We start from the raw sequence: 20,571 nt of genomic DNA, 5'->3' as shown, positions 1-20,571 counted from the left end.
TGAATTAACTAATTGCGTTTTTGGCAGCTTGAACAGCCGCAATCACTTTTGCTTTGATTTCAGCCAGTGGAATATTTTCAGACTCAGCATCAGTACGACCTTTAAATTCCACTTGAGAATCTGCCAGACCGCGATCCCCAATCACTACGCGGAATGGTGCGCCAATTAATTCCCAATCGGCAAACATCGCCCCTGGGCGCTCATTACGATCGTCTAAAATCACATCGATGCCAGCAGCAAGCAACTCATCATGGAGTTGATCGCAGGCTAGCTTTACTTGCTCAGATTTATCGTAACCCATTGGACAAATCACCACTTCAAATGGCGCCATTGAGATTGGCCAAATAATACCGCGCTCATCATGCCCTTGTTCAATCGCTGCGCCAAGCAGACGAGTAACCCCAATGCCATAACAACCCATGACCATCGGCTGTGCTTTGCCTTGTTGGTCTAAGTAAGTGCATCGCATTGCTTCAGAATAGCGCGTTCCCAGTTGGAATACATGGCCAACTTCAATACCACGGCAGATATCCACCACCCCTTTTCCATCTGGAGAAGGATCACCAATCACTGCATTGCGAATATCTAACACTAAAGGCTCAGGTAAATCACGGCCCCAATTGACACCAGTCAAGTGATGCCCTGCATCATTCGCGCCGCAAACAAAATCTGCCATATTGGCAACCGTACGATCAGCGACCACTGTGACATTAGCACTCACACCAACAGGCCCCAGATAACCAGCGGGTGCATTACAAGCTTGCTTAATTTCTGCTTCAGTAGCAAAGCGAGATTCAGTCATACCGGGAACTTTACTCGCCTTCACTTCGTTGAGCTCATGATCACCACGCACTAGCAACATAAAGAGTTTGGCTGGGCCTTTTTCTTGATCAACTGCTAACAACAATGACTTCACTGTTGATTCAATAGGAATAGCTAAGAACTTCGCAACCTCTGCGCAATTAGTCTTGTCTGGTGTTGGAACCTTAGCCATAGCGTTATTCGCTGCAGCTCTTGCGGCTATCAATGCCAAAGATTCGGCTGCTTCTAAATTAGCTGCGTAGTCTGAGCTTGGACAATACACAATCGCGTCTTCACCAGTATCGGCGATCACATGAAACTCCTGACTACCAGAGCCACCAATAGCGCCATTATCTGCTGTGACTGCACGGAACTTAAGCCCCATACGCTTGAAGATACGAGTGTAGGCATCAAACATGATTTGATAGGACTTCTTTAAACCTTCAGTATCTCGATCGAATGAGTAAGCATCTTTCATAATGAATTCACGACCACGCATGATTCCAAAACGAGGGCGGCGCTCATCGCGAAACTTCGTTTGGATCTGATAAAAATTGATCGGTAACTGCTTATAACTCTTAATCTCATTACGTGCCAAATCAGTCACTACCTCTTCTGAAGTTGGCTGAATTAAAAAGTCGCGATCATGGCGATCTTTGATGCGTAATAGTTCAGGTCCCATCTTTTCCCAACGACCTGTTTCTTGCCAAAGCTCCGCAGGTTGAATCATCGGCATGAGCAGCTCAATTGCACCAGCACGATTCATTTCTTCGCGAATGATGTTTTCCACCTTGCGAATTACTTTCAAACCCAGTGGCAAATAGTTATAGATGCCAGCACTCAGCTTGCGAATTAAACCAGCCCGCACCATGAGTTTGTGCGAAACCACCTCAGCGTCAGAGGGGGCTTCTTTGAGCGTTGCGAGAAATGATTGTGAAGCTTTCATGTATGGATATAATCAAATCGTTGATTTTAAAGGATTTGAGGCACGATCATGCTTGACCGTGAAGGGTATCGCCCCAATGTCGGCATTGTCCTCCTCAATAGCCATAACGAGGTTTTCTGGGGAAAACGCGTTGGGCAGCATTCGTGGCAGTTCCCACAGGGTGGAATTCAGCATGGCGAGAGCCCTGAGCAGGCGATGTACCGCGAATTGCAGGAGGAAGTTGGCTTGCTGCCAGAACATGTCCAAATTATTGGACGGACTAGGGATTGGCTTCGTTATGACGTCCCTGAGGAGTATTTGCGCCGTCAAAATGCAACCCGCATCCACCGCACGGCCTATCGAGGTCAAAAACAGATCTGGTTTCTATTGCGCCTGGTTGGCTTAGATAGCGATATTCAGTTACGCGCCTCTGAGCACCCGGAATTTGATGCTTGGCGCTGGGTGCCCTTCTGGATTCAATTGGATGCTGTGATTGACTTCAAGCGGGATGTTTATCAATTAGCACTGTCTGAACTAGCTAGATATCTTTCTCGCGGACTCCGCCTGCAACAGCTCGCTTGGGGTAGCCCACTTGATGTATTCCAGTCGTTTTATGAAGGCAATCAAGAGCAAAACAATTCAACCCCAACATCGGATAAAGAAAAATGAATGCCTCATTACGCAAAATTAGCGCCTATGCAATTGGCATTTCAATAGCTAGCATGATCATTTCTTGCGCAGGAGACCCCATGCAAAGTGGTTTAGACCCATTTGCACCAATGATCTTCAAGGAAGGCTCTACTGAAATGCCCCTTGACCCTCCAAATAAATCAACCCTTCAGCCCTTTTATGTTTCTCAAACTACTGTTTTTAAATTCGCCATTGACACCAGTTCGATTTTGATAGGAGCAGATGGTGTGACACGTTACATTGTTGTAATGACAAATCCAAGCGGGGGTGAGCAGGCCCAGTATGAGGGCATTCGTTGTGACTCATATCAATGGAAGTTATATGGTAATTTTGAGAACACCAAGTGGGTTAAAAATCCACTGAGTTCATGGAATACCATCAATACCAAAGTCGCTAATCGATATCAAGCAGCACTTGCCTCTGGGGCACTATGCAATTTTAATAATCAAGAAAAAAGTATGAATTCGGTGTTGAAATCTTTAAATCCCAATACCTTTACTGGTGACACTAAACCCAGCAACTCCATGGGTGTGGTCATCGGCTACTAAAGTAAGTCAAGGCGCGTGCCTATTAACTCGCCACTCAGGAGGCGAGTAATAACATCAGACTCATGCCCCGAAGCGATTATGGTACTGGCTCCAGTCTGAGATGCTAATTTAGCCGCCATTACTTTAGTGAGCATGCCACCCTTGCTGAGCTCACTACCAGCGCCACCTGCCATTTTTTCCAAAGCAGGATCGCCAGCAGTCGCATGACTTAATAACATTGCCTCGGAGTTTTGGCGAGGATCGGCGGTGTATAAACCACCTTGATCGGTCAAAATAATTAATAAATCAGCATGAATTAAATTTACTACTAAAGCTGCAAGATTATCGTTATCGCCAAACTTAATCTCGTCGGTAACTACTGTATCGTTCTCATTAATGATTGGAACAACGCTCAACTGTAACAAGGTATCTAAGGTAGCCTTGGCATTGGCATTGCGTTCTGCATTAGCCAAATCGGAGTTTGTCAACAGAATCTGAGCACTACGCAAATTAAAACGGGCAAAACAACTTTCATAAACTTGAACCAGTCCCATTTGCCCGACTGCTGCAGCTGCTTGAAGTTGATGAATTTCTTGAGGCCGCTTAGTCCACCCTAAACGTTGCATACCTTCCGCAATTGCACCAGAGCTAACCATCAAAACCTCATGTCCAGCAGTCAATAAGGTAGCCATTTGTTCAGCCCACCTCGCAATAGCAGCGTGATCCAGACCTTCACCATTATTGGTGACAAGACTAGATCCTACTTTGACCACTATTCGTTTTGTTTGTTTATCGTTCATAGCAAATAGCAAATTTAATCTGCTTGTTTATCGTCAGATTGATCTTGATAACGTGGATCCGCAGCACGTTCCTCAGCATCATCCCGATCACGACGCACCGAATCCAAATAATCTTGCAAGGAATAGCACAGTTTATCGCAGCCAAGGCCAGTTAAAGCGGAGATCTCAAAAACAGGGCCCTTCCACTTGAACTTTTTCACAAAGTCAGTCACTACCTTTTGCCGGTCTTCCTCGGGAATCATGTCTACTTTATTCAGTACCAACCAACGTGGTTTCTCAACTAAAGCTTCATCGTACTTGCGCAACTCATTAACGATGGCATTGGCATCAGCTACTGGGTCTACGTTTTCATCAAATGGAGCAACGTCGACTAAATGCAAAAGTACACCCGTTCTTTGTAGGTGGCGTAAAAATCGATGGCCTAAACCAGCACCTTCGGCAGCGCCTTCAATCAAGCCGGGAATATCCGCAATCACAAAGCTGCGTTCGTTACCGACACGCACAACACCTAAATTGGGATGCAGAGTTGTAAAAGGGTAATCAGCAATCTTCGGACGCGCATTCGATACAGCCGTAATCAAAGTGGATTTACCAGCATTAGGCATGCCTAACAAGCCTACGTCTGCTAAAACCTTCAATTCCAGTTTCAGCTTGCGACGTTCGCCTTCTTTGCCATTCGTCTTTTGACGTGGCGCCCTGTTCGTACTGCTCTTAAAGTGAATATTGCCCCACCCCCCAACACCCCCTTGTGCCAAGCAAAGACGCTCACCATGAGTAGTTAAATCAGCGATTGGCTCACCTGTGTCATAGTCGGCAATTATTGTGCCGACCGGCATACGCAATTCAATATCGTCACCGGCACGACCATAACAATCTGCACCTCGACCAGGTTCACCATTTTTGGCGGTGTGTGTTTTGGCATAACGGTAATCAATTAAGGTATTGATATTGCGATCAGCAATAGCCCAGACGCTTCCGCCCTTTCCGCCATCGCCACCGTCAGGTCCACCGAACTCAATAAACTTTTCGCGGCGCATAGAAGCGCTTCCGGCGCCACCTTGGCCGGCAATCACTTCAATACGTGCTTCGTCTATAAATTTCATAAATAAAAAAGGCCTCGCTTAGCGAGGCCTGTTCCTAAGGGTTAAATTCGGAATCAATCTGAATCAAACGTGTCTCAGTCAGGCGCCTTATGAACGAGGCAAGACTGAAACTTGGGCCTTCTTCAAAGCACCCTTTACGCCGAATTCCACTTGACCGTCAATTAAGGCGAACAAAGTGTGATCCTTACCAATACCAACATTAGTACCTGGATGAACCTTAGTACCACGTTGACGAATAATGATGCTGCCAGCATTGATTTGCTCGCCGCCAAATACCTTAACGCCTAAGCGTTTCGATTCTGAGTCACGGCCATTTCGTGTTGAGCCGCCGCCTTTTTTCTGTGCCATATCTTTCTCCTACCCTGAATTAGGCTTTAATCGTGTTGATCAAAATTTCAGTGAAATTCTGACGATGGCCTTGGTGCTTTTGGTAATGCTTGCGACGGCGCATCTTAAAGATTGTCACTTTATCGTGACGTCCCTGGGAGACGACAGTGGCCATCACAGCTGCACCATTAACCAATGGATCACCTAATTTCAGTGAAGCGCCTTCGCCAACGGCGAGGACTTGGTCAAGAGTGATTTCGCTGCCGATTTCCGCTGGTATCTGTTCTATTTTCAATTTTTCGCCTGCAGCAACTTTATATTGTTTGCCACCGGTTTTTATGACCGCGTACATGGTTTGAAACCTCAATTAATATCTACATTTAAGCTAATCCACCCTGGAGAAGCTAAGCCCATTATTATATCTTGCATGACGAGCACTGTCAAAATCAATGACTTAAGCCAGATTCTGGCCCCAATTACCTTGGATTTCAAGGCCTTAGATGGGCTTATTCGTCTGCGATTGGCCTCAAAAGTCGCCTTAATTGACCAAATTTCCACCTACATCATCCAGGCCGGGGGGAAACGGGTCAGGCCAGCCTTATTAATGCTGGTGGCAAAGGCTCTAGCCAATGGCAAGGAAACACCCCATGCCCTTGAAATGGCTGCAGTCGTGGAATTTATTCATACCGCCACCCTCTTGCATGACGATGTCGTGGACGAATCCACACTCAGAAGGGGTCGTGAAACCGCAAATGCGGCTTTTGGCAATGCCGCCAGTGTGTTAGTCGGTGATTTTCTGTATTCCAGAGCCTTCCAAATGATGGTGGGTCCAAATGACTTAAGAGTGATGCAAATTTTGTCTGACGCAACTAATACCATTGCTGAAGGCGAAGTACTTCAGCTTTTGAATATGAATGATCCAGAAGTAGATGAAGCCAGCTACTTGCAAGTCATTCGCTATAAAACTGCTAAATTGTTTGAAGCCTCTACCGAACTTGGTGCGATCCTTGCTGAGGCAAGCGATGTACAGCGTGAAGCAGCCGCTGCATTTGGACGTCACATTGGCACTGCATTCCAGTTAATGGACGATCTTCTCGATTACACAGCGAATGCAAGCCAAATGGGGAAAAATGCTGGCGATGATTTACGTGAAGGCAAGCCCACATTGCCACTCATCTACCTACTTGAAAATGGCAGCGCCGAAGAGCGCTTACTAGTCCGTGCGGCTATTGTGCAAAACCAAGATTTGCCAGATGATGTATTTGCTCAAATCTTAAGTGCTGTACAAAGCTCAGGGGCATTGGACTATACCCAGGCCGCGGCGAAGAGGGAATCTGATTTAGCCTTAGCCTGCCTAACAGGCTTCCCAGAGAACGAGGCAAGCCTAGCTTTGCATGCCCTATGCGAATACTCTCTGGCTAGAGAAACCTAAGTCCCAACACTGCTTACTCTGAGTTCACGAGCCGTAATACGTGCCCTTTCAGCCTCATCTCGCAAGCGCGTAATCTCTTGCTCAGACAATTTTTCTAGGTTTGCATAATCCAATTTCCAAGCAGGATCTACTGACCAGATCAACGGTGACTGCACCGTGGTGCGGCCAGCAGGGGCAGATTCTAGGAGGCGTAATACCAATTCAAAATTGAGTATTTGTGAACTGAGATCATTTGGTTTTGCTGCTGCATTCCCCAAGGGGAAATCGCTAAATAAAAATCGCGGTACTCCGCAATACTCAACAATATCTTTGGCTGCGCCCATCACCACTGTAGGGATCCCGGCTGCCTCTAAATATCTCGCCAATAAACTTTGACTCTGATGGCAGATGGGGCAATTCGGAATTAATACGGCAACATCTGCTTTATCTTCACGCAGCATTTCCAATATTAAGGGTGCGTCTATCTCTAAGGTATGCCGTTGACTACGATTCGTTGGCAAGCCATAAAAATGGGGTGAGAGTGCTTTTATTCTTCCATTTTCCACAGCTTTTTTTGCTGCGGCCATTGGAAACCAGCAATTGCTGTCTTCCATGTCGGCATTTTGACGATCAATACCAACGTGAGCAATTCTTAAATCAATCTCTCCATTCATTGCTTGCTGATAGGGCTGATAAAACTTTGCAGCAGCGTTGTAGGGTGCTCCCGGTCCTTGCGGCCCATTTTCGGCCTTAAAAGGGACGGCAGTAGTTATCAAACCCAAGGTCGACTGATTTAGTAATTTCTTCAGAGGACTAAATGGCACCTCAAGATAATGCGCCCATACATAGGGTGTTTCGTAACCCAATCCCAGGTAATAACTTCGAGTACGGTCCATATAAGGAATTGGCTGATCCAATTCTGACGCAAAAGCGAACTCAGAAGTCTTAACCATCAATTCATCCCTGTAAGATATTGCTTATCAAATAATTAACTTCATAGGAACTGATTATGGCTCAATGGCTTAGATTTCAGCATCAAGGAAAGAGTGGTTTAGGACAAGTCCAAGGCGACGAGATTGCGGTGTACTCAGGTGATTTATTTCAACAGCCCAAAGCAACTGGTGAAACCCTCAAATTAGCCGATGTCACGCTAGATATCCCCTGTACGCCCTCCAAAATGGTAGCCATGGTGGATAACTTTCACGCACTAGTGACTAAGCTTGAGCATGCTATTCCTGCTGAGCCCTTGTATTTCTTGAAAGGTAATAATTCATTCTTGGCCGCCAATCAAGTTATTCGCACCCCCAAGTCTTATGCTGGCAAAGTAGTCTATGAAGGCGAGCTGGGAATCGTCATTGGTAAAGCCTGTTATGAAGTAGATGAAAGCGAAGCAGCAAGAGCCATTTTTGGTTACACCTGTATCAATGATGTCACTGCAATTGAAATTCTCAATCGTGATCCAGGCTATGCGCAGTGGACTCGCTCTAAAAGTTTCAATACCTTCGGCGTATTTGGCCCCTACATCACTACTGATGTTGATCCAAACTCATTAAGCATCAAGACTATTCTGAATGATCAAGAGCGTCAAAACTACCCTGTAGCAGATATGATTTTCCCACCTGCTAAATTAGTGAGCTTGATCTCACAAGATGTCCCGCTGGAGGCGGGAGATATTATTGCTTGCGGTACTTCAGTTGGTGTGGGCTCAATGAAGCCAGGTAGTAATGTCAGCATCATCATCGAAGGCGTTGGTCGCCTAGATAATCGTTTCGAGTAAATTTACTAAAAACAAAACACCTTGCTATGTTGAGTAGCAAGGTGTTTTTCATTACTGAAGTTGGTTTTACTACTGCACTTAGTAACCCGATACCGATGGCAATGCCAAGTTACCATTAGAAGCTTGCACGTTCTCATCTAAATATTTCGTCAAAGCAAAAACGGTATTTAAACAAGGTGTAGGCGTCTGGGTAATCTTGCCCAGCTCAATCACTGAACCCAAGAGCGCATCGATCTCTAAGCTACGGCCCGCTTCCAAATCTTGCAGCATAGATGTCTTGTGCTTACCCACTTTTTCTGCACCAGCAATACGACGCTCAATATCCACCCGGAAAGTAACGCCCAGCTTTTCAGCAACGGTTTGCGCTTCAGCCATCATGTTGCGCGCTAACTCTTTCGTCAATGGATGCTGACAGATTCCCTCTAGCGTGCCGTGAGTCAAAGCGCTGATCGGGTTAAAGGTCATATTGCCCCAAAGTTTGAGCCAAATCTCAGAGCGGATGTCATCCAAAATCGGAGACTTAAATCCAGCCGCACTCATCATCTCTGAGATCTTTTGAATACGCTCAGTGGACATGCCGTCCAACTCACCTAAGGGGAAGCGATTGCCTTCCACGTGACGAATCACACCAGGAGCTTGAGTAAAGGTTGCTGGGTATACAACGCAACCAATGATGTTGTTTGGACTAATCGCTTTTTTAGCCGCGCCTCCGGCATCTACTGTTTCAACAGAGTGATCTTGGTACTCGCCAGCAAGCTTTTGAAAATACCACCAAGGAATACCGTTTTGCATGGGAATCAAAATCGTTTCGGGGCCTATGATGGCTGCTAAGTCATCAATGATTGGCTCAACTTGATGCGCCTTCACCGCCAGAATGACTACATCTGGAGTTTCAGCATCAGCAATTTTTTCAACTGCTTTGACTTCTGCTACCAGTGGCTCAGGCTGGTCATCCATAATTAATGCAAGACCACGCTCTTTGATTGCAGCCAATGTAGCGCCGCGCGCGACAACAGTGACTTCATTACCCGCTCGAGCCAACATAACAGCTAGGTAGCCGCCAATAGCGCCACCCCCGCCAATCACACAGATTTTCATAGGAACTCCAGAAGAATAAAAAGTTTCAAATTAGTGTCATATTAGAGGAGAATATTTTGCAGTGCTACAAATTATTGGCTGCCTAATTTTTAGGCAAAATAGTCATTAAACAGCCTTCAATGAATCTTTTGGCACCAGGCTACCCAATATCATCGCCACAATGCTTGCAAATAAACCGGCTAGTTGAGGCGGCAATATGGCTTTAGGGGCCAAAATTTCACAACTGATCCAAACGGTGAGGCCACACACCACCGCCAGCAATCCGCCCAAAGAATTGGCTTTCGGCCAGTAGACCCCAAACGCCAGGGGCACAAACGCAGCCACCAGGGTCACCTTGTAAGCACTTTCGACCATCTTAAAAATAGATAGCTCAGAGTTCACGGCGAAAAAAGTAACCACCACGGCAAAACAGAGGACCGTAATGCGCATAATTTTGAGTAAATCAGAATCCGAGAGGTGCTTAAAAAATCCTCTGATGATATTTTCTGCAAACGTAACTGACGGGGCTAGCAAAGTCGCACTGGCACAGCTCTTAATGGCCGAAAGCAAAGCACCAAAGAACATCACCTGTGCAAATACTGGAGCATGATTCAGTATCAGCTTTGGCAGAATCATCTGTGGGTCGGTATTGAGATATTTTGCTACCAAGTCAGGATTAATTAATGTAGCCGAATAAGCTAAGTACATTGGAACAAAGGCAAAAATAAAATACAGCACACCACCTAGAAGGGCAGCCTGCACGGCAATATTGACGTTCTTAGAGGAGGTAATGCGCTGGAAAACATCTTGCTGTGGAATTGAGCCCAACATCATTGTGCATAAGGCAGCCACAAAGCCCAGTATTGAAGCGAGGTTCATGTCGGGCCAGAAATTGCTGAATTGACCAGCTGCAGCTGCATGCTCAATGACTACGCCGATGCCGCCGGTCTGCGTGGTCATCTCACTGCCAATATAGAGCATGCCAATCACAATAATGATCATCTGAATAAAGTCAGTAATAGCAACCGACCACATACCGCCAAACAAGGTATAAATCAAGACACTTCCCGCTCCAATCAGCATTCCTCCCGTTTGCGAAATACTGCCTTCTGAAACTACATTGAATACGAGTCCCAGTGCTTTAATTTGTGCTGCTACCCAACCCAAGTAAGACACAACGATACAAAGGGTTACTAAGACTTCAACAGTGCGGCCATATTTTTCTCTAAAAAAATCACCGATCGTCAACATTCGACGGTTATACAAATGGCGTGCAAAAAAGAGTCCCACCAAAATTAAGCAGAGCGATGATCCAAAAGGGTCTGATACGACCCCGCCCAAACCCTCCTTCAGGAAAGTGGCTGGAATACCTAAAACGGTTTCTGAACCAAACCAGGTGGCAAACACCGTGGCAGTCACAATCGGAAGTGGCAGGCTATGTCCTGCGGCTGCAAAGTCTGCAGTATCTTTAACGCGCAGGGCTGCCCATAAACCAATACCGATCGATACAACCCAGTAAATGATGACGAACCAAATCAGCACGCCCTATTCCCCCTCCAATAATTTGGTGAAATTATATGGCTTTGTCACTTTTGGCATTAAGGGAAGAAGTACTAATTTAGGGCGTTAGGGGATGTACTCCACTCTGACATAATTCAAGTGTGAGCAATCCTCCAAAACACCCGAGCGAAAACCCAAGCACTGATTTGGTCTATCAAAAAGCCATTCTAAGTTCAGTCTCAAGAACCTTTGCCCTCACCATTCCCCTCCTTCCTCCCGCGATTGAAAAGGTGGTGGGCAATACCTATCTGCTTTGTCGCATTGTTGACACCATCGAAGATGCAGCAGATTTAAATCCAGAAACTAAACAACATCTATCTGCGCTTTTCTTAAATGCCGTCCTAGAAAAATCTTCAGTAAGCTCTTTTGTGGAACCTTGTCTAAGGGCGCTGGCTGATTACGGCAATCAAGATGAATTAGACTTAATTGCCCACACCCCAACCGTCCTCCGAATTCTGCATACCTGCTCCAAAGAGGATCAACAGGCAGTGAGTCGTTGCGTCTCCATCATGTCTGAAGGGATGTCGCGCTTTCATGGCAAACAAACTGAGGCTGGCCTTCAAGATTTAAATGAGTTCGAACAGTATTGCTATGTTGTTGCCGGGGTAGTAGGCGAACTCCTGACTACTATCTTTAGTAAGCATTCACCAAAATTTGCAAAAAATATTCGAGGGCAAGAAGCTTTGGCCATTGCTTTTGGTCAGGCCTTACAGATGACCAATATCCTTAAGGATTCCCCGGAGGATAAAGCGCGCGGAGTCTCCTGGAAGCCTGCAAATATGAGGCAGGAACAGCTTTTAAAGATTGCCTATCAAAAGTTGCAGGACTCGTTGCGCTACATCCTCCTAATTCCAAAGCAGGATAAGGGAATAAGGCGTTTTTGCTTTTTGGCTTTCGGGCTGGCAGTCATGACACTTTCAAAAATTGCTAAGCAAGAAGATTTCAGCAATAAAAATGAAGTCAAGTTAAGCAGAAATACAGTGATGGCTTTTTATGCTTTCACTCAATTTGCTGTGCGTAGCGATACACTCATGAACGTCTTTTTCCATATTGCATCTCAGGCCTTGAGGAAAGAGGTTTAAAAAAACTAAAGAACGCCCTCGTGCTTTAAAAGCCAGATCTTAATTTGGCGATATAAGCCAGGTGCATTTTCTTTCATAAAACCCCCAATGCCCTGTGCTGAAATCACTCGATGACAAGGGGCTATTAAGGGATAGGGATTTGCACCACAGGCCGTACCAACAGCACGAGCGCCACTCTTCACCCTCAGGGCAATTTCACCATAGGTATTAGTTTTACCAACTGGTATCGCTTGTATGCTGGACCAAACCTTTTTCTGATGTTCGGTCCCGGCAGATTTGATCGGCAGATCAAACTCCCAGTGGGGATCCTTAAAGTAGGCTTTGCACTGCCTAGCAACTTCCTTGGCTAAATCGTTCTGTGGGGCAATTAAAGCGGTAACAGCAGGTAAATAGTCGATTTTGGACAACATCAAACTACCGTCCACCAATTCAGTCGCAATCCCAAGGCATCCAAAAGGGGCTGGAATAACACTATAGCTAGACCCCTCAGGAGCTACTTTATTTTTTGAATTTGTCATTAGGAGCAATTCTCACATAAATAAACAGGAAAGATGACACCCATTTACACCTTAGCTATGGCATGCGAAATGCCACTTTGCTATATTGACTCATCCTTACTTTTTTGCAGGCAAACCTCATGGACACTTTTTTTGACGATTGGCCCTTTTATGGTCAAGTTGCTCTAGTCCTTTTTTTACTCGCGCTTTCTGGCTTTTTCTCTATGGCAGAAACCAGCATGCTGTCTTCAAATCGCCATCGTCTGCGCGCCATGGCAACCGGCGGAAATGCTGGCGCTGCTCTAGCGGAAAGACTTCTCAAGCGGATTGATTCACTGTTATCGGTGCTATTGATTTCGAATAATCTGATTAATACCATCTTGCCTATTTTGGTTACAGGCATCGCTTTACATATTTTTGGCGATAGCGGTCTTGTTCTAACGATTGCCACATTGGTCGTTGCTTTGCTCATCATCATTTTTAGCGAAATTACCCCTAAAGTCATTGGCGCAGCATTTCCAGAAAAAATCGCCTCTCGAGTTGGGTGGTTTATTTTGCCGCTGACCTTTGTTCTGAAGCCACTACTCTGGTTTATTAATAGCTTCGTATCAGGGCTCATGAAAGTCTCAGGACTGCAGTCCTCAGCTGATAGCAGATCAATGAGTAAGGAAGAGTTGCGTAGCTTGGTTCTAGAGTCCAATCGCTTCGTATCTAACCATCACCGCAATATTCTTTTGAATCTATTTAATCTCGAAAATATTACTGTTGATGATGTAATGACCCCAAGGTCTAAGATTGAAGTTCTAGACCTATCTCGACCAATTGATGAAGTAGTACAGCAATTAGAGACTTGCTATCACAATAAATTACCAGTATGCGATGGTGACTCTGAGCGTATTGTTGGCATCCTTTCCGTCAAAAAAGCATTATCCCTTTTAGGTGCTACTGATCTTCAACATGAAGACTTCAAATCATTGCTTAATGAACCTTACTTCATTCCCAGTGGCACTCCTGTGCTCCAGCAGATGCAGTTCTTTCAAGATAATCAGCAACGTTTAAGCTTGGTCGTAAATGAATATGGCGAGGTCCTTGGCCTGGTGACCTTTGAAGATATTGTGGAAGAGCTGATTGGTGAGTTCACCACATCCTTTTCAAACCTATCTACTGATCCCCATTGGCTTGCTGATGGTACTTACCTAGCAAGTGGTAGCGCCACATTAAGAGATCTCAATCGACTTCTCAACATCAATCTGCCCTTAGATGGTCCGCGTACCTTAAATGGCTTAATACTTGAAAAACTCGAAGCTATTCCAGACCATGACGTCAGCGTTCGAATAGCAAACATTGTTATGGAGATTGTGCAGTTCGATGACCAAGGAGTAAAGACCGTCAAACTTCATCGGCCCGCATTGATCCAAGAGCAAGATTGACCAATAGCCATGATGACTCACTTATTATTCGCACCTGGTATGAAATCGCTGTTAATGCGCTTGAGTCTAGAGCGAGTGATATTCATATTGAGGCCGGGCTTCAAGGAACACTAGTTCGCATTCGAGTAGATGGGCTACTCCATGTACAGTCGCAATTCCGTATTGAGTTACATGAACGTTTAATCACGCGCATTAAAATCTTAGCGAGATTGGATATCGCCGAAAAACGCCTCCCGCAAGACGGGCGCCTTCTCATTGGTCAAGATTTTGCTAAACCCAGTATTGACTGCCGTGTTTCAATCGTACCCACACTGTATGGTGAAAAAGCTGTTGTTCGCATCCTACCAAACTGCCTTGATGAACTTGGTCTTGAGCAACTTGGTTTGTTACCAGAGCAATTGGAGATTTTTCAAAAGGCCTTAAGCAAACCAGATGGATTGATCTTGGTTACTGGCCCGACTGGTAGCGGTAAGACCCGGACTCTCTATAGCTGTCTTCAAGAACTCAATCGCAGCCATCGCAATCTTTGCTCCATAGAAGATCCGATTGAGATTCGGCTATCAGGGGTAAATCAAGTGGCCTATCACCCTCGAGCCGGCTTAGATTTCCCCACTATTATTCGCGCCCTTTTACGGCAAGATCCTGACATCATCATGATTGGCGAAATTCGGGATAGCGCCACTGCGCAGCTTGCCATACAGGCGGCACAAACTGGCCATCTTGTTTTGAGCACCTTACACACACGCAATGCCAGAGGTGCTATCAGTAGACTGAAGAGCCTGGGAATTGATGAAGAGTCTTTGCAATCCTGCTTACATAGTGTGAGTTCGCAAAGGTTGGTTCGAAAGATTTGTCCGCACTGCATGGGTAAGGGAAATCCAGAAAGGCACTGCCCTGCTTGCAAGGGTACAGGGCTACATGGTCGTCTTGGGGTTCATGAGGTACTCAGCACTAAGCATTTATTCGATCCATCTTTAAAATACCCCACCATGCATGATGCTGGACTGAGCCATGTTAACAATGGGTTGATTAGGCAAATCGATCTAGACTCAGAGGTAAATGCATGGCACTAAGCAAGCAAGATCAACTTAATTTTGCTCAGCAACTGTTGACTCTTCTCAATGCTGGTCTTCCACTTCTCAATGCCATCCAGTTGATCTATTCATCGAGTCCTAAAAATTGGCAAAGATGGTTGGGGGATTTATGTAATCGACTCAAGAGTGGGAATAGTTTTTCTCAAAGTCTGCTAGCTCAAAAAGGCCAATTCTCTGCTGAGTTCATTAACCTGATTCGCGTCAGTGAACGCTCCGGTAATATTGATCTAGCACTCAGTACTATTTGCGATCAACTCGAAGCGCAAATTGAATTGCGCCGCAAAGTCCAGCAAGCACTCAGCTATCCAGTCATCACCCTAGCCAGCTCTTTTCTATTGATTATTGTCATGATGGTCTGGGTTGTGCCCGTCTTTAAGGATGTATTTAGTCATTTTCAAGCAGAATTGCCGGCCCCCACAAAAGTACTTATTCAGATTTCTGAATTCATTGAGGGCTATTTTCTAGAAATCCTAATAGCCCTAGCTGTAGCCGGGGCGGTGCTTTTGTTTGCTTGGATCAAAATACCCCGTTTACAAAAGAAATGTGATCAACTGAGTTTTCGCATACCTATACTTGGCCGATTATTTCGTTTAGCGACACTGACCTATTGGTGCCGAACTTTAGGGCATCTTCTGGAGTCTGGCTTGGCACTACCGGATGCATTACGAGTGACAGCACAGTCATCCAATCACTGGCTTAGCCATGATCTAAGTGCAGAAATATTTAAGCATCTCACCAGAGGCTGGCCGCTTGGAGAAGCACTCATGCGGGCCGATCCAATTCATCATTTATTTGATATCGAGACTCAACAATTACTTCGCATCGCTTCTGAAAGCGGTTCACTTCCTGAGATGCTGAAAAAACGTGCAAATGCTTTAGGCTCTCAACTAAGTGGCAGCTTAAATGCCCTTAGTCAGAGCTTGGAGCCCTTACTCATCATCACCGTCGGCATCGTCATAGGCGGCCTTGTCATAATCCTCTATCTGCCGATATTTAACCTGGGACAGATTGTTTAATGCATGCACTAGCCATTTTTGACCTCGTTCGTATTTTGTTAATTTTGATATTGGCCTATTTAGCCTATATCGACTTGCGTACCTTTCGGCTGCCCGACGCTATCACCATTCCGCTAATCATTTTAGGAATGTATTTCAATAGTTTTCAAAGCATTCAATTTGTAGCGCTATCAGATTCCATTCTTGGCGCTCTTGTTGGGTACTCCCTACTTTGGCTATTAAACCGCCTCTATCGGCACTTTAAAAAACGAGATGGCATAGGTATGGGTGATGCTAAGCTATTGGCTGCTCTTGGTGCTTGGTTGGGCTGGGGAGCGCTTCCTAGCATTCTGTTCCTAGCCTCTGTGACTGGACTTATTGGCGGTATGGTTTGGCTTAAGCTAAATAAACAAAGTCCTGGGTCAGCATTTCCTTTTGGACCATTTTTGGTTATTGCTGGCATCATTGAGTTGTTATGGCCACAGCTTCTTCAAAATCTATTTCTGATCAGCCCGACTTAAGCTTTTTAAAGGGGCAACTTCCCCTGATTGGCTTAACTGGTGGCATTGGTTCCGGAAAAACAGCTGTAAGCGACCAGCTAGCTAAATTTGGTGCCGGCATTGTCGATACCGACTTAATTGCACATCTCATTACCGCGCCCAAGGGGATTGCCGTCCCTCTGATTGAGCAGCAATTTGGCTCTGAATTTATCAGCGCTGACGGATCCCTCAATCGAAGCAAGATGCGAAGCCTGGTCTTTGAAAATCCCGAAGCCAGGAAAATCTTAGAGGCAATCACCCATCCGCTGATTCGGCAAGAAACCAATAGGCAGGCAATACAGCTGGCTAAAGAGGGGGTACCTTATCTCGTATTTGTAGTGCCCTTGCTGATAGAGTCAGCCAGTTGGCTCGGCTCAATTGACTATCTGGTAGTCGTGGATTGTCCCAAAGAGATGCAAATTGAAAGGGTGATGCACCGCAGCAATTTAACCCAATATGAGGTTGAAAACATGATTGCCACCCAGGCCAGCAGAGAAGATCGTCTAAGACATGCAGATATCGTGATTAAAAACCAGGGCAGTATTGTGGACTTGCAAACCGAAGTACAAAGCTTGCACCAAAAAATATTGCAGATTCAGAAAGATAAGACAAGTTCGTCATAGAATATGGGCTTGTGATTGTCTACGAATACCCCTTCAATGAATTAGTTCGAAGCATGCTTCGTCTGGAGTATTTGTTCGCGCGCTTCAATCATTTTATTCGCTCCGATGATCCAGAACTTCATCACAACGCGATCTCCATCTTGTTTGATCTTGGTGATATTGGTGCACGTGGAGACATCAAGTCTTTATTGCTTAAAGAATTTGAACGTCAAAAATATACCCTCAATGGTCTAAAGTCATCGCAAAAAGTTGATCAAGAAGCCTTGTCGCACACTCTTGCAGATATCGATTCAGTTGCCAGTCGCATCAATCTTTCGACAGGCCGACCAAACTCATTAATTACTGAAAGTGAATGGCTTAATGCGATTCGCACTCGGTTGAACATTCCTGGCGGTACTAGTCCAATTGATTTACCAAGTTATCACGCATGGAAAAATAGCCCCTCGACTGAACGCCGAAAACTCCTGGAAAATTATGTGAGCCCCCTTCTGCCATGGCAAGAAGCATGTCAATTATTTTTAAGGCTATTAAGACAGTCTGGCGAAGCGAAAGATGTCCTTGCTCATAACGGCTCGTTCCAACAAGCCCCCTCTGGCAAGGTGTATCAGCTAATGCGTATTTCAGTAGAAGATGACTCTCTCTTCTCTGAGATCAGCGCCAATAAATACCTTCTCTCCATTCGTTTCTTAAAGTCGGATCGGGATAAAAAAGCGCAGCTTGCTAATGTAGATGTACCATTCAAATTGACGCTCTGTCAGTTCTAAGCTAAAAACCTTCTAAGGCACTCCAGCATTGGCCAAGCGGCCGGTAACAAGGGCTCCACACTCGGGGTTTCGGATGCAATCAATTCCCAAGATAAAGCCTGACCTTCGCAACCCATTGGGGTGCCAGTCCAGTCACGGATGATGCTGACGTATAAGCGAACAAAAGCGTGCGGATAGTCATGTTCCAACACAGTTAACTCTTCACTAGACTGAATATCAATTCCTAACTCTTCCTGCAATTCACGCTGAAGCGCCTGAAAAATGGTTTCACCTGTTTCAACTTTTCCGCCAGGTACTTCCCAGTAACCGGCATATGGTTTTCCTGCTGGCCTTTGTCCTAAGAGATATCGCCCTTCTGAATCCAATAAAATTCCTGCTGCAACGACAGTGATCGGGCGCTCGATTTCACTCATGAAAACAAATCCTATTTAGCGTGTGAACCTGCCCAATGCTTCGCAAATTGCCAAGCCACACGTCCTGAGCGAGAACCTCGCTCTAGCGCCCAAACTAATGCCTCGGAGCGAGCAGCCTCAATTTGTGCGGTGCTTAAACCAAAATGATTTAACCAATGCGCAACAATTGCCAAATACTCATCTTGTTTGGGGGGATAAAACGAAAGCCATAATCCGAAACGCTCCGACAAGGAAATTTTTTCCTCTACTACCTCACCAGGATGAATCTCGCCATCATCGCTATAAGAATAGCCCTCGTTGTCCTTCATATACTCGGGCAATAAGTGGCGGCGGTTTGAAGTGGCATAAATCAAAATATTGTCGACTTGAGCTGAAACTGACCCGTCCAGGGCAGATTTCATTGCCTTATACCCTGATTCACCCTCGTCAAAGGACAAATCATCACAAAAAACAATAAAACGTTCTGGTCGTTCAGCCAAGATATCGGCGATATCAGCTAAATCCGCTAAGTGCTCTTTTTCCACCTCAACTAAACGCAGCCCTTGGCTAGCAAACTCATGCAAGCTAGCTTTAATTAATGAGGACTTCCCAGTCCCCCTAGCGCCAGTCAACAAAATATTATTCGCTGGCTTTTTCTGAATGAAATGATTGGTATTGTCTCGAATAGCATCCCGCTGGCGATCAATATTCTTTAGGTCATCAAAAGTAATATCAGAGATATGTTTCACTGGCTGCATAAAACCAATACTGCCGAAAATACTGTCACGTCTACGCCATCTAAACGCAGTAGAAGATTGCCACTCTGTCTCAGTTAAAGGCTTAGGCAGGAAAGTTTCTAGGTGATTTAAAAGTTGCTCTAATTTTTCATTCATCTTGATGCCAGTCTTTAAGAGCGATAGTCTGCATTGATAGACACATATTCGTGGGATAGGTCACAAGTCCACAGGGTTTGGGTGGCTGTACCGCGCCCCAAATCAACCTTGATAGTAATCTCTTCGTCCTGCATTACCCTTTGGCCATCAGCCTCGTGATAACTTGGGTTACGTCCACCATCTTTGGCAACCCAAACATCTCCTAGCCACATTTGGACTCGACTGACATCCAAGTCGGTAATGCCTGCATAACCAATGGCCGCCAAGATACGGCCCAAGTTTGGATCGCTAGCAAAAAAAGCGGTTTTTACTAAAGGGGAATGGGCTACAGCCTTTGCCACTAAGAGGCACTCTGCCCAAGTTTTGCCCCCCAACACCTCTATCGTTATGAACTTGGTAGCACCTTCGCCATCACGGACGATCATTTGTGCTAACTGCCGGGCCAAGGCAATAAGTGCTTCACGGACAACACCATAGCTTGGATCTGTCACAGATTGAATCTGCACTGAGGATTGTCCTGTCGCCATCACGATAAAAGAATCATTCGTGGAAGTATCACCATCTATGGTGATGGCGTTAAAAGAAAGGTCTGCGATTTCACGGGTGAGATTGCTCAATAGGCCAGGTGCAAAACCCGCATCGGTAGCCACAAATCCCAACATCGTCGCCATATTCGGATGAATCATCCCAGCGCCTTTAGAGATCCCAGTGATGGTTACTAGTCCTGCAGGAGTGGATACTGTGATTGACGCCGCCTTAGGCTGGGTATCGGTTGTCATGATGGCCTGCGCAGCATCAAGCCAATTGTCTTCGCTTAAATTGGCGATTGCTTTTGGCAAAGCATGAATAATTTTTTCCACTGGGAGGGGCTCCAAAATCACGCCCGTGGAGAACGGCAGAACTTGCTGTGGATGAAGATGGAGATCCTTCGCGAGGGCAGCGCAAGTTTCTAAAGCATGTTTCATGCCAGATTCACCTGTACCAGCATTAGCATTGCCGGTATTCACCACCAGGGCACGTATTTCTCCATTGCCCCCTTCTTGCGCTAAATGCTCACGACAGACCTGGACTGGCGCAGCGCAAAAGCGGTTGAGGGTAAAAACACCGGCGACCTGAGATCCAGGCGCCAAAGTCATGACCAACACATCTTTACGATTGGCTTTTTTGATTCCAGCTTCAGTAATGCCCATCTCAAAACCTTTGATTGGTTTGAGATCGGCTTTTTGGGGGAGTGGTAGATTAACTGTCATAGTCTGACAATTGT

At 45.6% G+C, this 20,571-nt stretch carries 22 protein-coding genes and 1 pseudogene; 11 read left to right on the top strand and 12 right to left on the bottom strand.

All coding sequences use genetic code 11. The annotated features are described in order from the left end of the window. Window positions 1-4: 4 nt before the first annotated feature. On the bottom strand, window positions 5-1,747 hold the full coding sequence (locus ICN45_RS07590; protein ID WP_216175020.1) for a proline--tRNA ligase: 1,743 nt from the start codon (window positions 1,745-1,747) through the stop codon (window positions 5-7). A gap of 48 nt (window positions 1,748-1,795) precedes the next feature. Between ICN45_RS07590 and ICN45_RS07585 the strand changes: the two genes are divergently transcribed. Beyond that, complete coding sequence (locus tag ICN45_RS07585) at window positions 1,796-2,395, top strand: RNA pyrophosphohydrolase (protein ID WP_216175018.1); 600 nt, start codon at window positions 1,796-1,798, stop codon at window positions 2,393-2,395. Then, a complete protein-coding gene (locus tag ICN45_RS07580; protein ID WP_216175016.1) occupies window positions 2,392-2,964 on the top strand; it encodes a CNP1-like family protein in 573 nt (190 codons plus the stop codon). The genes ICN45_RS07585 and ICN45_RS07580 overlap by 4 nt, the downstream gene beginning before the upstream one ends. 8 nt (window positions 2,965-2,972) lie before the next feature. Here ICN45_RS07580 and proB read toward each other — a convergent pair. The 4 genes and pseudogenes from proB to rplU form a co-directional block, all read right to left on the bottom strand. After that, window positions 2,973-3,743: pseudogene (proB, locus tag ICN45_RS07575) on the bottom strand (glutamate 5-kinase); the annotation flags it as partial. Between the two features lie 14 nt (window positions 3,744-3,757). Continuing rightward, window positions 3,758-4,846 (bottom strand): GTPase ObgE, encoded by a 1,089-nt coding sequence (gene obgE / locus ICN45_RS07570; protein ID WP_216175013.1) that lies wholly within the window; start codon window positions 4,844-4,846, stop codon window positions 3,758-3,760. Between the two features lie 87 nt (window positions 4,847-4,933). Continuing rightward, window positions 4,934-5,194, bottom strand: coding sequence for a 50S ribosomal protein L27 (gene rpmA / locus ICN45_RS07565; RefSeq protein WP_216175011.1), 261 nt, complete (start codon window positions 5,192-5,194; stop codon window positions 4,934-4,936). A gap of 19 nt (window positions 5,195-5,213) precedes the next feature. Continuing rightward, window positions 5,214-5,525 (bottom strand): 50S ribosomal protein L21, encoded by a 312-nt coding sequence (gene rplU / locus ICN45_RS07560; protein WP_011902040.1) that lies wholly within the window; start codon window positions 5,523-5,525, stop codon window positions 5,214-5,216. A gap of 75 nt (window positions 5,526-5,600) precedes the next feature. Between rplU and ICN45_RS07555 the strand changes: the two genes are divergently transcribed. Beyond that, entirely contained in the window at window positions 5,601-6,605 is a 1,005-nt protein-coding gene (locus tag ICN45_RS07555) for a polyprenyl synthetase family protein (RefSeq protein WP_216175009.1), read from the top strand. Here the strand turns inward: ICN45_RS07555 and ICN45_RS07550 are convergent. After that, window positions 6,602-7,537, bottom strand: coding sequence for a reductase (locus ICN45_RS07550; RefSeq protein ID WP_216175007.1), 936 nt, complete (start codon window positions 7,535-7,537; stop codon window positions 6,602-6,604). The genes ICN45_RS07555 and ICN45_RS07550 overlap by 4 nt on opposite strands. A 56-nt stretch (window positions 7,538-7,593) precedes the next feature. Here ICN45_RS07550 and ICN45_RS07545 point away from each other — a divergent pair, with 56 nt between their 5' ends. Further along, window positions 7,594-8,361, top strand: coding sequence for a fumarylacetoacetate hydrolase family protein (locus ICN45_RS07545; RefSeq protein ID WP_216175005.1), 768 nt, complete (start codon window positions 7,594-7,596; stop codon window positions 8,359-8,361). A gap of 78 nt (window positions 8,362-8,439) precedes the next feature. On the opposite strand, the gene ICN45_RS07540 is transcribed toward ICN45_RS07545, so the two are convergent. Next, a complete protein-coding gene (locus ICN45_RS07540) occupies window positions 8,440-9,459 on the bottom strand; it encodes a 2-dehydropantoate 2-reductase (protein ID WP_216175004.1) in 1,020 nt (339 codons plus the stop codon). Window positions 9,460-9,564: 105 nt separating this feature from the next. Next, entirely contained in the window at window positions 9,565-10,980 is a 1,416-nt protein-coding gene (locus tag ICN45_RS07535; protein WP_216175002.1) for a high affinity choline transporter 1, read from the bottom strand. Between the two features lie 119 nt (window positions 10,981-11,099). Here ICN45_RS07535 and ICN45_RS07530 point away from each other — a divergent pair, with 119 nt between their 5' ends. Further along, complete coding sequence (locus tag ICN45_RS07530; RefSeq protein WP_216175000.1) at window positions 11,100-12,080, top strand: squalene/phytoene synthase family protein; 981 nt, start codon at window positions 11,100-11,102, stop codon at window positions 12,078-12,080. Between the two features lie 5 nt (window positions 12,081-12,085). Here the strand turns inward: ICN45_RS07530 and ICN45_RS07525 are convergent, their stop codons facing one another. Next, a complete protein-coding gene (locus ICN45_RS07525; protein ID WP_216174999.1) occupies window positions 12,086-12,598 on the bottom strand; it encodes a methylated-DNA--[protein]-cysteine S-methyltransferase in 513 nt (170 codons plus the stop codon). 119 nt (window positions 12,599-12,717) lie between these two features. Here ICN45_RS07525 and ICN45_RS07520 point away from each other — a divergent pair, with 119 nt between their 5' ends. The 6 genes from ICN45_RS07520 to zapD are packed head-to-tail and all read left to right on the top strand — an operon-like array spanning window position 12,718 to window position 18,022. Continuing rightward, complete coding sequence (locus tag ICN45_RS07520; RefSeq protein ID WP_216174997.1) at window positions 12,718-14,007, top strand: HlyC/CorC family transporter; 1,290 nt, start codon at window positions 12,718-12,720, stop codon at window positions 14,005-14,007. Next, a complete protein-coding gene (locus tag ICN45_RS07515; RefSeq protein WP_216174995.1) occupies window positions 14,004-15,080 on the top strand; it encodes a GspE/PulE family protein in 1,077 nt (358 codons plus the stop codon). The genes ICN45_RS07520 and ICN45_RS07515 overlap by 4 nt, the downstream gene beginning before the upstream one ends. After that, window positions 15,071-16,117, top strand: a complete 1,047-nt coding sequence (locus tag ICN45_RS07510; RefSeq protein WP_216174993.1) for a type II secretion system F family protein — start codon at window positions 15,071-15,073, stop codon at window positions 16,115-16,117. Before ICN45_RS07515 ends, ICN45_RS07510 begins: the two co-directional genes overlap by 10 nt. Next, a complete protein-coding gene (locus ICN45_RS07505; RefSeq protein WP_216174991.1) occupies window positions 16,117-16,617 on the top strand; it encodes a prepilin peptidase in 501 nt (166 codons plus the stop codon). The genes ICN45_RS07510 and ICN45_RS07505 overlap by 1 nt, the downstream gene beginning before the upstream one ends. After that, the gene (gene coaE / locus ICN45_RS07500) at window positions 16,572-17,258 is read left to right on the top strand and encodes a dephospho-CoA kinase (protein WP_216174990.1); all 687 of its coding nucleotides are present in this window, start codon (window positions 16,572-16,574) and stop codon (window positions 17,256-17,258) included. Before ICN45_RS07505 ends, coaE begins: the two co-directional genes overlap by 46 nt. A gap of 11 nt (window positions 17,259-17,269) precedes the next feature. Continuing rightward, window positions 17,270-18,022 carry a cell division protein ZapD gene (gene zapD, locus ICN45_RS07495; protein ID WP_216174988.1) on the top strand — a complete coding sequence of 251 codons (753 nt, stop codon included), beginning with the start codon at window positions 17,270-17,272 and terminating at the stop codon, window positions 18,020-18,022. Here zapD and ICN45_RS07490 read toward each other — a convergent pair. From ICN45_RS07490 to argJ, 3 genes are read right to left on the bottom strand one after another with little or no spacing between them, the layout of a single operon-like run. Beyond that, window positions 18,019-18,435 (bottom strand): NUDIX domain-containing protein, encoded by a 417-nt coding sequence (locus ICN45_RS07490; protein ID WP_216174986.1) that lies wholly within the window; start codon window positions 18,433-18,435, stop codon window positions 18,019-18,021. The genes zapD and ICN45_RS07490 overlap by 4 nt on opposite strands. Before the next feature lie 11 nt (window positions 18,436-18,446). Further along, window positions 18,447-19,307: an ATP-binding protein gene (locus tag ICN45_RS07485; protein ID WP_216174984.1), complete on the bottom strand. Its 861-nt coding sequence runs from the start codon at window positions 19,305-19,307 to the stop codon at window positions 18,447-18,449. Window positions 19,308-19,321: 14 nt separating this feature from the next. Continuing rightward, the gene (gene argJ, locus ICN45_RS07480; protein WP_216174982.1) at window positions 19,322-20,557 is read right to left on the bottom strand and encodes a bifunctional glutamate N-acetyltransferase/amino-acid acetyltransferase ArgJ; all 1,236 of its coding nucleotides are present in this window, start codon (window positions 20,555-20,557) and stop codon (window positions 19,322-19,324) included. Window positions 20,558-20,571: the final 14 nt, after the last annotated feature.

Origin of the sequence: Polynucleobacter alcilacus (genome assembly GCF_018881545.1) — a bacterium.
Lineage (GTDB): Bacteria > Pseudomonadota > Gammaproteobacteria > Burkholderiales > Burkholderiaceae > Polynucleobacter > Polynucleobacter alcilacus.
The sequence above is the reverse complement of the archived record's forward strand: the minus strand, read 5'-3'. Positions and strand labels throughout refer to the sequence as shown.

What these genes read in the sequence shown, in the direction of transcription:
- ICN45_RS07525 (WP_216174999.1), bottom strand. Translation starts at nt 12,598, where the DNA reads ATGACAAATTCAAAAAATAAAGTAGCTCCTGAGGGGTCTAGCTATAGT.
- ICN45_RS07540 (WP_216175004.1), bottom strand. Translation starts at nt 9,459, where the DNA reads ATGAAAATCTGTGTGATTGGCGGGGGTGGCGCTATTGGCGGCTACCTA.
- ICN45_RS07520 (WP_216174997.1), top strand. Translation starts at nt 12,718, where the DNA reads ATGGACACTTTTTTTGACGATTGGCCCTTTTATGGTCAAGTTGCTCTA.
- ICN45_RS07510 (WP_216174993.1), top strand. Translation starts at nt 15,071, where the DNA reads ATGGCACTAAGCAAGCAAGATCAACTTAATTTTGCTCAGCAACTGTTG.
- rplU (WP_011902040.1), bottom strand. Translation starts at nt 5,525, where the DNA reads ATGTACGCGGTCATAAAAACCGGTGGCAAACAATATAAAGTTGCTGCA.
- ICN45_RS07585 (WP_216175018.1), top strand. Translation starts at nt 1,796, where the DNA reads ATGCTTGACCGTGAAGGGTATCGCCCCAATGTCGGCATTGTCCTCCTC.
- ICN45_RS07580 (WP_216175016.1), top strand. Translation starts at nt 2,392, where the DNA reads ATGAATGCCTCATTACGCAAAATTAGCGCCTATGCAATTGGCATTTCA.
- ICN45_RS07490 (WP_216174986.1), bottom strand. Translation starts at nt 18,435, where the DNA reads ATGAGTGAAATCGAGCGCCCGATCACTGTCGTTGCAGCAGGAATTTTA.
- rpmA (WP_216175011.1), bottom strand. Translation starts at nt 5,194, where the DNA reads ATGGCACAGAAAAAAGGCGGCGGCTCAACACGAAATGGCCGTGACTCA.
- ICN45_RS07555 (WP_216175009.1), top strand. Translation starts at nt 5,601, where the DNA reads ATGACGAGCACTGTCAAAATCAATGACTTAAGCCAGATTCTGGCCCCA.
- coaE (WP_216174990.1), top strand. Translation starts at nt 16,572, where the DNA reads ATGGCCACAGCTTCTTCAAAATCTATTTCTGATCAGCCCGACTTAAGC.
- ICN45_RS07590 (WP_216175020.1), bottom strand. Translation starts at nt 1,747, where the DNA reads ATGAAAGCTTCACAATCATTTCTCGCAACGCTCAAAGAAGCCCCCTCT.
- obgE (WP_216175013.1), bottom strand. Translation starts at nt 4,846, where the DNA reads ATGAAATTTATAGACGAAGCACGTATTGAAGTGATTGCCGGCCAAGGT.
- ICN45_RS07505 (WP_216174991.1), top strand. Translation starts at nt 16,117, where the DNA reads ATGCATGCACTAGCCATTTTTGACCTCGTTCGTATTTTGTTAATTTTG.
- ICN45_RS07550 (WP_216175007.1), bottom strand. Translation starts at nt 7,537, where the DNA reads ATGGTTAAGACTTCTGAGTTCGCTTTTGCGTCAGAATTGGATCAGCCA.
- argJ (WP_216174982.1), bottom strand. Translation starts at nt 20,557, where the DNA reads ATGACAGTTAATCTACCACTCCCCCAAAAAGCCGATCTCAAACCAATC.
- ICN45_RS07545 (WP_216175005.1), top strand. Translation starts at nt 7,594, where the DNA reads ATGGCTCAATGGCTTAGATTTCAGCATCAAGGAAAGAGTGGTTTAGGA.
- ICN45_RS07485 (WP_216174984.1), bottom strand. Translation starts at nt 19,307, where the DNA reads ATGAATGAAAAATTAGAGCAACTTTTAAATCACCTAGAAACTTTCCTG.